Origin of the sequence: Herpetosiphon llansteffanensis (genome assembly GCF_003205875.1) — a bacterium.
Taxonomy (GTDB): Bacteria; Chloroflexota; Chloroflexia; order Chloroflexales; family Herpetosiphonaceae; genus Herpetosiphon; species Herpetosiphon llansteffanensis.
The window spans coordinates 1-15,432 of sequence record NZ_PUBZ01000118.1; the positions used below are offsets into that span (position 1 = coordinate 1).

Annotated in this window: 9 protein-coding genes; 2 read left to right on the forward strand and 7 right to left on the reverse strand. The window is 41.4% G+C overall.

From position 1 onward, the window contains the following. The first annotated feature begins 468 nt into the window (after positions 1 to 468). Complete coding sequence (locus tag C5S61_RS18870) at positions 469 to 699, forward strand: heavy-metal-associated domain-containing protein (protein WP_110517474.1); 231 nt, start codon at positions 469 to 471, stop codon at positions 697 to 699. A gap of 73 nt (positions 700 to 772) precedes the next feature. Further along, positions 773 to 3,289, forward strand: coding sequence for a heavy metal translocating P-type ATPase (locus C5S61_RS18875; RefSeq protein ID WP_110517476.1), 2,517 nt, complete (start codon positions 773 to 775; stop codon positions 3,287 to 3,289). Positions 3,290 to 3,377: 88 nt separating this feature from the next. Here the strand turns inward: C5S61_RS18875 and C5S61_RS18880 are convergent, their stop codons facing one another. The 7 genes from C5S61_RS18880 to C5S61_RS18910 all read right to left on the reverse strand — a co-directional run bounded on the left by C5S61_RS18880 (position 3,378) and on the right by C5S61_RS18910 (position 15,076). Beyond that, positions 3,378 to 5,447: an AIPR family protein gene (locus tag C5S61_RS18880; RefSeq protein ID WP_110517478.1), complete on the reverse strand. Its 2,070-nt coding sequence runs from the start codon at positions 5,445 to 5,447 to the stop codon at positions 3,378 to 3,380. Between the two features lie 5 nt (positions 5,448 to 5,452). Next, the gene (locus C5S61_RS18885; RefSeq protein ID WP_164689632.1) at positions 5,453 to 6,424 is read right to left on the reverse strand and encodes a PD-(D/E)XK motif protein; all 972 of its coding nucleotides are present in this window, start codon (positions 6,422 to 6,424) and stop codon (positions 5,453 to 5,455) included. Next, entirely contained in the window at positions 6,408 to 9,122 is a 2,715-nt protein-coding gene (locus tag C5S61_RS18890) for a Z1 domain-containing protein (RefSeq protein ID WP_110517482.1), read from the reverse strand. Before C5S61_RS18890 ends, C5S61_RS18885 begins: the two co-directional genes overlap by 17 nt. Further along, on the reverse strand, positions 9,122 to 10,597 hold the full coding sequence (locus C5S61_RS18895) for an ATP-binding protein (RefSeq protein WP_110517484.1): 1,476 nt from the start codon (positions 10,595 to 10,597) through the stop codon (positions 9,122 to 9,124). The genes C5S61_RS18890 and C5S61_RS18895 overlap by 1 nt, the downstream gene beginning before the upstream one ends. Positions 10,598 to 10,737: 140 nt before the next feature. Then, positions 10,738 to 12,276 carry a DNA cytosine methyltransferase gene (locus C5S61_RS18900; RefSeq protein WP_110517486.1) on the reverse strand — a complete coding sequence of 513 codons (1,539 nt, stop codon included), beginning with the start codon at positions 12,274 to 12,276 and terminating at the stop codon, positions 10,738 to 10,740. Positions 12,277 to 12,587: 311 nt separating this feature from the next. Next, the gene (locus C5S61_RS18905; protein ID WP_110517488.1) at positions 12,588 to 13,604 is read right to left on the reverse strand and encodes a nucleotidyltransferase domain-containing protein; all 1,017 of its coding nucleotides are present in this window, start codon (positions 13,602 to 13,604) and stop codon (positions 12,588 to 12,590) included. Continuing rightward, entirely contained in the window at positions 13,571 to 15,076 is a 1,506-nt protein-coding gene (locus C5S61_RS18910) for an SDR family oxidoreductase (protein WP_110517490.1), read from the reverse strand. The genes C5S61_RS18905 and C5S61_RS18910 overlap by 34 nt, the downstream gene beginning before the upstream one ends. Positions 15,077 to 15,432 lie beyond the last annotated feature (356 nt).

A 15,432-nucleotide genomic window follows, 5' to 3' on the forward strand; every position in this document is an offset into this window, starting at 1 on the left:
AATGGGCGAGGGATCGGTTGTCGGGGGCTGGGGGGCTGGAACCACGAAGGGGATGAGGCGTTTGGCGTTTGGCTATTGGCTTTGGGACTTCTGCCTTGTGATTTTTGATTTTTGACTTCTGGTTTTCATCCCTCATCCCTCATCCTTTGGTTCTCTGCGCCTCTGCGTTAAAAGAAGGATACTAAGGACACGAAGGGCCACGAAGCCTGAAACCACGAAGATCGCGAAGAACACGAAGGCAAAGTTTTTTAGCCACGAATTGCACGAATTCCACGAACAATGTTCCGATAGCCAAAAGCCGTTAGCCATATGCTCTATGTTCTATGCTCTATGTTCTCTGTTCTCTAGTCCCCAACCAATTAACATTCTGCTAAATTTGCTGCTAATTTGATTGACAAGCCCCAAACAGCGTGTTATGGTTTAGATATACCCCCCCCTGGGTGGGGGGTGAGCGATAAGGAGTAAGCAATGAAAACCGAAAGCTTCAACGTTCCAGGCATCTCATGCCAACACTGTGTCAACGTCATCAACAACGAAGTAAGCGCCGTGGCTGGGGTTCAAAATGTGGTTGTCGATTTGGCGAGCAAAACTGTCAAAGTCGAAAGCAACGAGCAAGTGAGCCGCGACCAATTGGTGACGGCGATCAGCGAAGCTGGCTATGATGTTTCGCCATTCGCCAATTCAATTCCATTAAATTAGGGGCTTGTGGTTGGGTCGGGTTGCACAATCAGCCCGCCATCCCACTCACTGCGCCAGATCTGAAGGTATAGGTATGGATACAAAGACTCTTACGTTGCCAGTGACCGGCATGACGTGTGCCGCTTGTGTGACCCGCGTCGAACGTAATTTGAAAAAAGTAAGCGGCGTTGCTGAAGCGAGCGTCAATTTAGCCAGCGAATCAGCGACCGTCGCGTTTGATCCCGCAGCGGTTACGCCGACCAGCTTAATTGCAGCGGTCGAAAAAGGCGGCTATGGCGTAATTACTGCCGAACGCACGTTGCCAATCACGGGCATGACCTGCGCCGCTTGTGTGACGCGGGTTGAAAAAGCTGCCCGCAAAGTCGATGGCGTATTGGATGCAACGGTCAATTTGGCAACCGAAAGCGCAAGTATCCGCTATCTGCCCGATCAGGCAAGCCTCGAGCAAATCAAAGCAGCAATTAGCAAAGCTGGCTATGGCGTTATCGATACTGGCGAGGATGACGACGCTGAGGATAGCGAAACTCAAGCGCGCCAAGCAGAACTCAAGCGCAAACGCACCAATCTGGTTGTCGCCCTTGTGCTAGGCATTCCATTGATGATTCTCTCGATGATGCATGACTTTAGCCTGATTAGCCCAATTTGGCTGGGTAGCGCTCGCGATATGGGCGATATGGGCCATCATATGCCAGCGTTTTACAATCTCTGGCCTTGGCTGTTTGGCCTAATGGCAACGCCGGTTGTGTTTTATAGTGGGCGCGATTTTCTGCGCGGAGCGTGGGTTAACCTCAAGCATGGCAGCGCCAATATGGACACGCTGATTGCGCTTGGCTCGCTCACGGCCTATGGCTTTAGCTTGGCGGTCTTGCTGTTCAAGCTCAGCGGCCACGTCTACTTTGAAACCGCCGCCATGATTGTGGCTTTGATTTTGGTTGGTAAATATCTCGAAGCCAAAGCCAAAAGCGCCACTTCATCAGCAATTCGCGCCTTGATCAATTTGCAGCCGCCGACTGCTCGGGTTTTGCGTGGCGGGGTTGAAGTTGAGTTGGCAGTGGCCGATGTGCGGGCTGGCGAGATTGTGGTCGTGCGGCCTGGCGAGAAAATTCCGGTTGACGGCGTTGTGACCATGGGCCAATCGGCAGTTGACGAATCGATGTTAACCGGCGAATCGTTGCCAGTTGAAAAGCGGGTTGGCGATAGCGTGTTTGGCGCGACGCTCAACAATGCTGGCAGTTTTCAATTACGCGCGACGGCGGTTGGCAAGGCCAGCGCTTTAGCCCAAATTGTCAACTTGGTCAAAGCCGCTCAAGGCTCCAAAGCGCCAATTCAGCGCCTAGCCGACCAAATTTCGGGCGTGTTTGTGCCAATTGTGATCGTGATTGCCTTGCTGACCTTTGGTCTGTGGTATTGGGTTGGCGGCGTTGGCTTCACCCAATCGCTGATCTTTGCCGTCGCCGTGTTGGTGATTGCCTGCCCATGTGCGTTGGGCTTGGCCACGCCAACGGCAATTATGGTTGGCACAGGGGTTGGCGCACAACATGGCATCTTGATTAAAAATGCTGAGAGCCTCGAACGCGCCGTGCGCTTGCAAACGATTGTGCTCGATAAAACTGGCACGATTACCGAAGGCAAGCCAACGCTGACCAATATTTTGGCTTTGGGCGATGAAGCTACGTTGCTGAGCCTCGCTGCAACCGCCGAACGTGGCTCTGAGCATCCACTGGGCAAGGCGATTGTTCAAGGGGCAACTGCTCGTGGCGCAACTGTCGGCCAAGCTGCTCATTTCAAGGCAATTGTTGGTGGTGGTATTGAAGCAGAGGTCAATCAACAAAAGCTTGTGATTGGTAGCCCGCGCTTGGTTCGCGAACAAGGCTACGATTTGAGCACTATTCAATCAACGATCGATCAATGGCAATCTGAAGGCAAAACTGCGATGGTCGTGGTGGTTGATCAACAGCTTGCTGGCGTGTTGGCTGTTGCCGATACGATCAAAGCCTCTTCGCCAGCGGCAATCAAACAATTGCGTAATTTGGGCCTCAAAGTTGTGATGTTGACTGGCGACAATCAACGGACTGCCGAAGCGATTGGCCGCGAAGCTGGCGTTGAGCATGTGATTGCCGATGTGCTGCCAGCAGACAAAGCTGCCAAAATCAAGCAATTGCAAGCAGAAGGTGGCTTTGTGGCCATGGTTGGCGATGGGGTCAATGATGCACCAGCTTTGGCTCAAGCAGATGTTGGGGTGGCGATTGGCACTGGCACCGATGTGGCAATTGAAGCTAGCGATATTACGCTGCTCCGTGGCGATTTGGTTGGCGTGGCCCAAGCGATTGAGCTTTCGCGCCGCACCATGACCACGATTCGCTGGAATCTGTTCTGGGCCTTTATCTACAATGTGATTGGGATTCCAATTGCTGCTGGCGTGTTCTACAACCTGACTGGCTGGCAACTCTCGCCGCTCTTGGCAGCTGGCGCGATGGCCTTCTCATCGGTGTTTGTCGTTACCAACTCGCTACGTTTGAAACGAGCAGCGACCTTGCCGAATGCTCATCCCAGCTCAACCAACGAGCCACTCCAACCAGCCCACGCCTAATCAAGCCAGCAGGAGCTTCATCGATTGATGAGGCTCCTGCTGGCATTCCATTGTGGCTATTTTCATAGACAAATACAGATTTACAAATTTATTTTTGGTAAATTGCTTCTAGTTTTGCTTTTTCAAGGATATCAATCAAAATTAAAGATTGCTTTTCTGATGGAATCTTTTCAGGTAGTCGAGCTGCAATTTGCAGTATCCCTTGCTCCTTTATTGAGAAGAGTCCTTTTTCTTGGCCTTCTGCAAGGATATATGCCCATGTTTCACCAGAAATTCCAACTACTATTTTCTGCGCCTCAATTCCATTCAGCATTTTTTGGGTTTTTGCTGAAGATCTTGCCTCATTTTCCAATTGATCCGTAAAAGCTAGCTCTTCAAAAAAAGATACTGGAAGTAGTTGCTCTAAAGTATATAGTTTTTCCTGTAATGTTATCCAACAAGCCTCTTTTTTACACCACTCGCTAATATTAGAGATATTACCTGTAGGATGCATAATATGATTGTATACAAGTTTTGCAGTAACTTCTATCGCTTGTATCGTGGTTTGAGTAATCTCTTGATTATGCCATACCTTGAGAAAGTCGAAAGATTTATTCTGACGAGAGCATATTTTAGATAGCATAGCAATTGTATATGCTACGACATTTGCTCGATAACCACCGTTGTACCAAGATTGAGCCGAAACTATTTTTTCTGTTCTACGAAAAATGATTGCTCGAGCAATTGCACGCTTAAAGAAAAATTCATTGAATTGATCTGGCTTTTTTTCCCATTCTTGTCCAACACGTCCCACATACTGGCTAAAATTTTTTTGTGCCCCTTGATTTACAGAGATAGGATACCCTTCCCATACATTCTCAAATTTAGCAAGATCTGTTTTGGTAAACATCTGTGTTTTAGGATACTCTGCCTCAAAACGCTTTTTCTGAGTAGCTGTGAGTTTAGCCTGAGCATCGGTATATTGTCCCCGTGCTCTTTCGTAAAACCATTTTGTCTCACGTTGTGAGCCTTGTTGTGCAGGAACCCATAGTCGGCGTGAGAATTCTTCCATACGTATATGAAATGGATGATTTGAGAAAAAGTCAGCTGCATTAACCTTATTTTGAGTATTAGCATACTCAGAGATTTGAGGAATAATCTCTTCGCTTTTTTCCTCATCAATAACTGATAATTTCATCTGCACAAAAATATTTTCAAGTGATGCTTTATCCTTACGATTAGTATGAAACAGTGATGCTGTAGTCTGACCACCATTAACAATTTGTAAATCCTTAAGTGATGCTATAGCAAATCCACTAGATGTTTTTACTATTTCAATATGCCTAGCTGTTGCAGTAATACCATTATTGTAAGCAAAAAACATTTCAGGATCTTTCATGATTGTAAGACGAATACCTTTATTAACATTTCCTCTTACCTGAAGGAAGCTACGGACATTTTGTTCTAATAATCTAGGACCATATTTTCCATATAAATCAGCCAATATTTTGGCTGGCATTACAACTAAATATGATTTATAAGTTGCTGAATCCAGATGTGCTGGAAGACATGGCAGTCCTGGATCAATCATCTCAGCAAAGTTTATTTCTAGTTCTTCACGCGCACCGCGTGATGTTTGTAATCGATGTAAGCGAGAGAGGTCCCAAATATTGTACGAGAAATTCCATGAATTATAGTGCTTATCTTCAAGCTCCTTTACCTGTGTACTGAGTACACGCTCAGAAAACAGAAAGAAATTTACTTTAGAAAAAGAACCACATCTATCAGCTATATTACGAGCAAGGTCATAACCATGAGAAGTCTCTTCTAGACTAAGATATAGATTTTTTTCGGCACTCGAGGTAAAAAAGTTTTCTAATCGTTTGAAAATAAGTGAAATTTCTGCTCGCGCAAGTGATTGTACCGTTTCTCGATTAGCAAAGTCTGAAATGAATAAGTCAAGAGAGTTATCGTTAAACCAATATCCATCTACCCTCATACCACCGGTTGCTGAGCGATGATGCCCTAGTTCAAACCCATCAATAACTCCTGAATCGATAAGCTCATCTGCAATGTTCTGAGTAAACTCAACTTCCAAGAAATCCATATTTGCTTCTGCATTAGCTAGAATTTCTTGGCGGAAATTATGTAAAAATTCTTCTATTGATAAGGATGTCATGATTATTACTCCATTATGGTTAATTTATTAGTCCTGAATTTTTCAATGCTTGATAGTACAATATCATAAGTAACGGATTCAATTCCTTCAGGGATAATTTTTCTTGTAATTCTAGGAAAATCATCCCTAATAATATACGTATATTCATCTTTTACCTTAAATAAAGGCGAATCATAATCTGAGATATCGATATAGCCTGCGAATTCCAATTTGAGTTCAAATAAATCTCTAGTTGCATTATATTCTAGTTTGCTAATAATCCTCTTAGTAATCGTATTAAGACTCTCTCCATGATTTTGTGTCTCTGATAAAAAATAAACTTGTAAATATAACTGATCTAAATGTGTATAGAGTTGATCTTCAGATGTAATACGTACCTTGTCACGCTGATCTCCTGCAAGTGATTTAACTTCGATTGCTATATCATCTATAATGAAATCTTGATGTTTTTTTTCAGGGCCTTTCCATCCTTGAATTAATTCATTTTCGCTTAATAGATTCTTTTCCAGCATATTATCAATAAAATATAGCTCAGCATATAACCCTTGTATTTCGTTTTTAGAAAGAAGATTATTTTTTTTAGTTGAAAGCAATGATTGCCACTTCTTTAATCTTTTGCAGACTATCTGAAATATATCATTTTTCTGATGATGTATTTTTATGTGATCAATAAGATCAAGACATAATTTCAAAAAAACATCTTTATTTTGTTGATATTCAAGTTTTATTAATAACGCTCTTATATTCTCATCATTGAATTCGACTACATCCACATAAATATCCCGAATATTTATTTTTGCTTCTTTGAACAAAGGATTAGGAATAAGCTTTGAAATTTCAATTAATAAACCAGGTCGACCTTCATGATCTTGTACCCAGAATAATGCAAAATCAACCTCAATTTTGACACGACGGCGAACGATCTGTCTATTAGGGGCTGGAGCCATATCAGACCATGGGTCAAATATTAATGTCATAATCATCTTCCTCACTAGAAGAATCATATTGATTCTCTTCGAATTGTTTGAGCCATACTGAGTTTACTACATACTTTATTGTTCGAACATCGTTTGAATTTGGAAAGCTTAGACTAATAGCTGGAACCAATGATTGGATAACTTGATCATCTTTTTTTCTATCAATTAAATTTAGAAGATGTAAAAGTAACAAAGGTTTACCGCGTACATTTGTATAATCACTAAATATAGGATTTTTCCTTGATGCCTCAGCTGCCAATCCTTGGGCTCTCATAATTTGATTATCATCTAGTCCTATTTTAAACATACTATTACCTGAAAATCTATTTTTATTTCCTGTATACCAACCATTCTCTGAGCTAGGTTTTCTTGGTTGTCCGGATGTATCATGACCTATATCTCTTTCTTGTGCTGCGATCATATAACCTATTTCAGGTTCCTTTCCTGACAACGATCTGAACGCTACGTCCCAGTAAGGATATATATCCGAAATTTCCTTGATAAATTTCGGAATATTTTCTTGCAAATCAGATAAATCGTTATGAAATCGAAAGCTGAGAATGAAATTTTGAATATCTTCCCAATTTATATCCTTAAATAAAAGAGAGTTAGTTGCTTCAATATAAGGGGCGCTTGACTGACTTAATATATCAAAAAAAGATTTAAAAAAGGATCTATTACTTTCATTTTTATCAATAGATGCAGGTAGTATATGGGTCTCCATAAGCTTACCATCATAGCTAATATGGAATGAACGATTTTCCGCATAACGCATTTTATTTAGTGCCGTAACAATTAATGTATCTGGATGTGCTCTGACATATAGTCCGAAATCACTTGGTTTTTTCTGTTCACGACTCATTCGTTTTACTTGCATCCGAAGTTCTTCTGTCGCCTCGCTAATATGACAATACCAGCCATACGAAATATCTGACATGTAAATACGACATAGATCTTCATATCCTTCACGATAGCCAAACCATCTTCCCATTTGCATCAGCGTATCATACATCTTTGAGTTACGATAAATGTAACTGATTGTCAATCCTTCAATTGTAAGGCCACGTGATAGGCTTAAACCGCCAATTACAATTACGGTAAGCCCATCCCCCTGATTTGTATAAGTTGTATAATTGAGTGCTTCATCGGATTTACTATTAACTAACAAGATTTTGATTAGACTTGCTGCCTCATTCAATTCATCTAATATATCCATCCATTCTGTTTCGGAATTGATATATTCTTCTTGAAAGTTTTTGAATAGTTGTTGTATAAGTTCATCTTTTAAAGATTTCTCAATTGGCAGTTTATAATTAAAGCGTATTGCATTTTGTAATTTTTCAATATATTCTTTAATAAGATATTTAAATTCTTGTTGTATAGATACAAAACGAGAAACATTAACCATCATTGAGCAGTGTTTGTTTTTATCACCTCTTATATTACGAATTGTTCGACTAAGGATAAAACAATTTATTGCCTTTTTTAAACTTTCTGGAAGAGATTGAATTGAATCATATTTATTATGTCGTATAGAGATATGATTATCTACATCATCTATTTTTCTAATAATAATATTATCGATTGAATCATCACCAGAAAATATCTTTTCAGATCCAAAATAATTTGTTGGTGCATCTAAGCAGTGAATAAAATGTGCTGGAAATAAATCATTTCCAAGCATATCATTTTTATTATCCGGATTAATAAATACATTGGCAAATGGAGTAGCTGTATAGCCTATATAACAACGTTTTTTAAATAAATTAAGTATTCTACGGATCTCTTTATTTGTTCTTGTTGGATCTATTTCTGGTTTATTAGTATTGATAGAAGCATTATCAGCCTCATCATCAATTAATAACATCGGAATATCAGAGATTTTCTCTATACCCTGACGTACATTTAATTCCTTTAACCAATTATAGAGACTACCAAGTGTACTTACGTTCTTTTTAATAACGAGTATAAATGTATTATTAAGGGATTTTAATTCCATGCCGAATCTATTTGCAAGAGCTTTATTAAAATCGCTCTCAGTTGTGGTAACAGTTACAGGCATAGAACGATTAGGTCTTAACTGACCTACTCCAATCCGGTTATTATTCTTACTATCCCGACCTATAAATCCTACATCAATACGCTCTTGGGTTTGTGTTCTAAGATTATTATGAATCCCAGCAATAACAATTATAAATTTATAGCCAGCATCAGCAGCCTTTGAAATCAACCCAATGTAATTTGAGGTCTTTCCTGATTGAACATGACCAATCACTAATCCTCTTCGCTCCCAATCTCCATCTTTCTGTGGGTCTTGTAGAAGACCAAGAATTCGGTTAGTAACAGAACCCATTGAGCCAATCACACGAGTTGGCCAACCTTGCGTAATAAGATATTTCTCATAGTCTTCTGCATAATCCCAACTGATTTGATGCTTACGATACCATTCTTCATCATGAGGTATATCAAGATCGATAAGAGAGACACCTGCTCCCATAGTTGTAAAATATTGGGTTTCGAGCGATCTAATAAGTATATTAAAATCCTCTGATTTAAATTGATAGTAGGTATCTTGAAATACAGGACGAAATTGTTCAACAATTGTAATAATATCTTGACTAGATAGATAATCACCACGAGAAAGAATAACTTGAGATAGAAGTTTTTCGGCTTCTTTAATTTTTACTGAATACGTCATTATATTAACTCCTCAAGTATTTTGTATGTCAATTCTTTGTTTTCATTAAATTGTTTCATACTGAGAATTGTTTTGATAAAATTCTCCTTATCCATCGAGAAGGCAGAAGTGAGTAGAATGTAAAAATGCATGATTTGACCTTTCAAATCTTCATATTGAATTGGCTCTTTTTCCTCAAATGATTGTGGAACAGAAGAATAGTCGGCATATATGGCTTCAAGTGGAATAGAACGTTCGATTAAAGAAATGACATCTCTCAGTATTGATGCATTATCTGGATCAATTCTATTGAGAAAAGCATTTATAAGAACATGGTCTTTATTAACTTCATAACGAATTTTATCTCTATCACTAAAACGAAGCCATAGCGGCTGTGACTGTTTATCAAATAACCGATTTCCTCTACCAATATGAATCCGTTTGCTTTGATCAGTAATCCGATTAATAATCTGACTTAATTTTTCTCGAACCTGAGGCGGAGGATGTGCACGAGATTTCTTAATGTCAATTGTCCAATATTCATCCAGAACATTTGTAAAATCAATTTGAATTCGTGCTAGTTTTGTTGCCTCACTTTTCGGTACTAACCTAAACCAATCACCCCAAGCCATTAATCGGCCATTTCTATAGATATATGCTCCTTGGTTAGTTACAAAATCACCACGTGATCGATAAAAATCATATTCTTTCTTTGAAAGTTTACTGTGATGGGGTAAAATGTAAGGTTGTATCTTAATTTCATTTCCATCGATTCGTACTATTTCTTCTTGTAGCATCTGAGTTGCTTTATTAGAAATGCAAAATGGATCAAAAGCTGTAATGATATGTCCATTAATTTCGATGTTAACCTTACGCCTCTTATAATCACCACTTATATATCTATGGAAAACTAATGCCAAATGCTTCTCAACTATAGATAGTTTAGTATAAGAATTACTCTTACTGCGCTCATTGATACTATTATCTAGAAAACGATCTAGTTTTTGCCATAAAATATAAGTTCCTTGAGTACCTAACATTTCAATATAAGGAGCAACGGGAATATCTTCAATTGCTGGAATTTTAACAATCCACTCATTACGATCCGCAATGAGATCAAGATCCCAACATGCTGCAAATGTATTTTGGTCTTTGCGGCTAATCACCGTAAGCGATTTGCATTGAGAGAAAGAAGCTGTTTTGAGGCCAAGCCCAAAGCGTCCCAGATCATCTTTATCACGCTTATCACGCGGATTTCGTGATCCTGGACGCATTGCTTCAAGCAATGCGTTCTCATTCATTCCTGAACCATCATCAATGATAACTAAACAAGGATCGTTACCCTCATCAATATCTAGGAATATTCGAATATTACTTGCTCCTGCCGTTATACTATTATCAATAAGATCAGCAATTGCAGTTTCTAGGGAGTATCCAAGATCACGCATTGACTGACTCAAAGATGAGGCATGGGGAGATAATATCTTCTCTTGCATTCAAGATTCCTTTCTAATCTTTTGTTGATTAAAAAATATCTGAACTATAACAACTGTGTTTTTGTACAAAGCCTACGCTATATTAACTTACAAGATCGCTTCCTTCATAGAGCTTCTAATTCACTCTAAACTGTAAATATTTACTCCATTCTTTCTAATATATCGAATACAATTGATGCGATCTTATTGGCTAAGAGTGGGGGAACAGCATTTCCAACTTGATGATATTGTGATGTTCGGTTTCCTTCAAATTTGTAGTTATCAGGAAATGTTTGGAGTCTAGCTGCTTCTCTGACTGTTAGACTACGACACTGGATTGGATCATAATGAATGTAGTAATGACCATCTTTTGATATATGGGATGTAACGGTTGTCGAGGGTGTATCGGATAATTGCACACGAAAACGATCTGCAAATTTCTTGCCAGAAATCCCCTCAGTAATATTTTTATGTGCTGGTAATAGTTCTTTGGGAAAATCTGATAATTTAGGTGATATATCATATACTTGGGCAAAAGTAGATGAAAAAAAATACCGTTGTAAGTCACTTTTCATATGCGATCGTGCTTCATGTGAAAGTAAAATCTTTAACCTTTTATCATGAAACCAATCCAAAAAATGGTCTGGTTGTGAATAGGTAGTAGAATCTTTCTCAAATAGCTGTACTTCAATCGACTCAAGAACCATTTCTATATACTCTGCTAAACTTGCCAAGCCATTTTCTTTCCCATGTTTGAACCATGATTGCTGTGTCATCTCCGTTAAAGTCTCTAACCATATAGAATTACTATCTAATCCTTTCGATATTCCACTACGAATTTTTGGCAAATCGCCAATAGCATCACTTACAGTTCTACGTAAATTTACTTTCTCTAATATTTTAGGAACAATATCAATATCGCTGCGAATACCTAGAATGAAAATTCGATGTCGGGCTTGTGGAATACCATATTCCTCAGCTTTAACAACAAAATTACTAGGATCACCAGTTAAATTCATGATACCTGGTTGTGATAAAGAATAAAGCTTATATTCTAGACCAGATGATTTAGAATCAATAATTGAAGAAGGATTACTTAGGTCTCGTAAGATATCATTGATAACATATCGACCTTGGATTTTTGAGGAAATTAGCCCCTTAACATTTTCCATAACAAAGATAGGAGGCTTATGATCGATTAATATTCGTAAATACTCTCTATAAAGAAAATGCCGTGGGTCATTCTCAAAATTCTCTTGACCTTTCATCCGTGATCGGCCTACCAGTGAATAAGCTTGACATGGTGGACCTCCAACAAGTACCCACTTTTTTTGATAATTGAGTGCTTCAATAATTCTTTTTTTTACATCTTCATGAGGTGCTTCACCTAAGGTACATAGCCATGCAGTATGATCTGCATGAGCTGATTCTACAGGATGACGTTTATATAGTTCTTCAAGCGTAATCCTATTTTCAAGATAATGATAATAGTCATCAGGAACAGTATTTAATTGGAAATTTCTGTAAAAGTGACGTAATTTGAGTGTTTGGTGTGAAGACACATCTTTTTCAATAGAGATTACTGTTTTAAAAGCATAATGACTAGGCAGCATTGGATGATGAAGAGAGGCAAATCCTTCACCTAATCCACCCGGGCCTGCAAATAAATCTATAACAGGATGGATAGTATTAGCTTTCACTTTATGAAATTCCTATGATTTTCTGTTCTACAGCGAAAACAGATGGTACATATTAAAACCATAGTGTCTATACTATGCTGAGTAAGGCAACAAGAGTTTAGACTGGCATAATATGTAGTGGCTATACTTATTAGTAAGGATATCATGTTTTGTTTTATCATACCATTGATTTGATGCTGAATAAATAATCGATCCAATTATTCTCTTAAAACCTTAAAATCATATTATTCTAGCAAGATTATTTAATACGAACCTTTGTACTCTAAAAGGAAGAATTACATTAACATAATAAAATGATTTTACAATATACATTAGCCCCAAGCGCTGGCCAAAATAGCATAGCGCCACCAAGCCCGCAAACGTGGATCTGCACCAAGCAACAGTTTGTGGCTTGGCAACAATCTTTCTAAAGCCAATTTGCGCCCAGCCTGTGGTTGCCAATGCCATTCAATTGCTGAATTAAACCATTGCTCAGCCAAGCGCAAAACCCCCCACAATAGATGGGCCAAGCCCCAACGTTGGGCTTCGTGCCAAACCTGCTGCCAATCAAAAGCATAGGTCGCAAGCAAGCGATCAATATCGGCCAGCATGCGGCCAATGCCAGCGCCATATTGATTGCCAACGACCAAGTGATGGGCCGTGTGCAGCAGTTGGCTCATTGGCTCTAAAACTGGCAATGCAAAGGCTTGATAGTGCATTTGCTGAATCTGCCACGCCGGATAGCTATGCAAGCCAGCCCAGCGCGACCAATGCCCAGCAAACAGCCACCAATGCAGTTCGAGCGTCGCGCCGCTCGCAGTTTGCAAGCGTACCTCGCCGCCGCTACGCCGTTGTTGCTGCCATGTGTTGATAGTGTAATTACTAAGGCCGTAGCCCGCTGCAAACAATACGGCGCAGGAGCGTTGCAGATCTTCACGCCCAATCAACAGATCAATATCGCCCATTTGGCGCTGACCAAGCGAGCGATAGATCGTTGGGGCAAATGCCATGCCTTTGAGCAACGCCACCTCGATTGATTCAGCCTTGAGCAATTGTTGAATGCGCTGGAATTCTTCCAAACGCAGATCGTTGCGCAAAGCTGCCAGATAATAGCATTCGCGCCAATGCTCAGCCAAAGCAGCTGGCAAGGCTTGTTGGCGCAATCCAAACCAGAGCAAGCCCTCAACCTCGTGATAATCAGCTAATTGCGCGAGCGTTTGCCAATCGTTGGGGCCGCAGGCAGCGCATAACTCGGCTAAATTTGCTTTTGGGTTGCTCGACCACGCTGCCACCAACAACTCCAAGGCTGGCTTGCTCATTGCTTGATTGATTCGCGCTGGTTGACCCACGGCGTTTCCAAGCGCAACAATGGCGCGTTATCAACATTGGTCAAGAATTTGTGGTTATTGTAGGCTGGGTCGTAATAATCGCCAATTTTGCCGTTGCGCAAGGCGCTTTCGATCTCGCGCACGCCATCCTCAACCGTGTATTGCGGGCTGAAATCAAGCACTTTGGCAATTTTGGCAAACGAAACACGATAATTACGCTTATCGACATCGCTGCCTTGCAACACCAACTCGGCCTCGGGAATCAATTGGCCAATTAATTCGCCGATTGCGCTGATGGTATAGTTTTGGGCATCCGAGCCAACATTGAAAATTTCGCCGCGCACTGCTGCCAGTGGTGCATTTAAGCTCATCACAACCGCGCGAGCTGCATCGTCGGCATGCACAAATGGCCGCCATTGATCGCCGCCAAAGACCGTAATTTTGCCTTCGCGCACAGCTTTGGCGGTGAGCAAATTGACCACTAAATCAAAGCGTGGCCGTGGCGACAAGCCATAAATCGTTGAAAAACGCAAAATCGTTGGCGCAAATTGCTGGTCAGCCAAGCCCAACAAGATTGTCTCGGAGTCGATTTTGGTTTGAGCATACAGCGACACTGGATTGAGCGCCGAACGTTCGTCGAGCAATTCATCAGATGCGCCATACACGCTACAAGTCGAGGCAAAAATAAAGCGTCGAATGCCATAGCCTTTGCAGGCTTCAGCCAGCATGCGGGTGGCTATCAAATTAATTTCGGTGCTGAAATCTGCATCAATCGCACAGGCTGGGTCGCCAACAATTGCCCCAAGGTGAATCACGGCATCCATGCCAACCAGCGAGCGCACGACGGTTTCGATGTGGCGCATATCGCCATGCACAAACTCAAATTGCGGGTGGTTGTACAGCTCGCGAATCGCACCATCGCCATACATCAGCGAATCGACCAACCGTACGTGATAGCCTTGATTGAGCAAGCGCCGCAGCACCAATGAGCCAATATAACCTGCGCCGCCAATTACCAACACATGCTTAATCGGCTGATCAGCTTTGGGCGTTTGGCGTTCCAAGGCATCGACGGCCAGCACCACATTGCGGGCAATCCGAATGCCAATCACCAATGCCGAGCTAAAGACCCAACTGAGCACAACCACCCCACGCGGAACAAACGGCAAGAAGCGCAGAAAGAAAAAGCTAAATCCATAGGCAAGATGGGCTAAGGTGGTAGCTTGCAGCAAGGTCATAATTTTGAAGCGCCGCGCATAACTGCGCACGTGGTGATAAACCCCGAACATCCAGAGTAAGCCCAAACCAAGGCTGGTCAATAGCCAACTGGTGCTCAAAAATTGGTTACGATAATCCAAGATCAGGCGTTCGGCTAAATGTGGCTCGTGCAGCACAATCGTGATATAGCGCACCACAAAGGCCAAGAGCAAGCCGCTATTAATCAAGATCGCATCGACCAACAGCCTTGTTGCAATTGCGCGTGAAAATTTCAAGGCAGTGCTCCTTTCCTAGTTGCAATAATTGGCTATAGGCTATGGGCGCTAGGTTCTAGGAATGGTGTTTGATTGCCTAGCGCCCACTTATTTGAGCCTTAAACCGTGTTTTTGAAGCAAAGAAGCGTTTGTAACTCCCCAAAATAGCCCATAGCCTCTAGCTGTGCTGGTACATCACGTTAACCACCGCCTGATCCCCTCACCCCAACCCCTCTCTCGTGGCGCGGGCGAGGGGCTTGAATCCCGTGGTTCTCTCCCAATTCCTTGGTGAAAAAGAGGCTGCTCCCCCTCGCCCGCGTTCAGTGGGAGAGGGGGTTGGGGGGTGAGGGACCATGATTGCCAATCCAATGAACCAT

What these genes read in the sequence shown, in the direction of transcription:
- C5S61_RS18880 (WP_110517478.1), bottom strand. Translation starts at nt 5,447, where the DNA reads ATGACATCCTTATCAATAGAAGAATTTTTACATAATTTCCGCCAAGAA.
- C5S61_RS18895 (WP_110517484.1), bottom strand. Translation starts at nt 10,597, where the DNA reads ATGCAAGAGAAGATATTATCTCCCCATGCCTCATCTTTGAGTCAGTCA.
- C5S61_RS18885 (WP_164689632.1), bottom strand. Translation starts at nt 6,424, where the DNA reads ATGACATTAATATTTGACCCATGGTCTGATATGGCTCCAGCCCCTAAT.
- C5S61_RS18875 (WP_110517476.1), top strand. Translation starts at nt 773, where the DNA reads ATGGATACAAAGACTCTTACGTTGCCAGTGACCGGCATGACGTGTGCC.
- C5S61_RS18870 (WP_110517474.1), top strand. Translation starts at nt 469, where the DNA reads ATGAAAACCGAAAGCTTCAACGTTCCAGGCATCTCATGCCAACACTGT.
- C5S61_RS18890 (WP_110517482.1), bottom strand. Translation starts at nt 9,122, where the DNA reads ATGACGTATTCAGTAAAAATTAAAGAAGCCGAAAAACTTCTATCTCAA.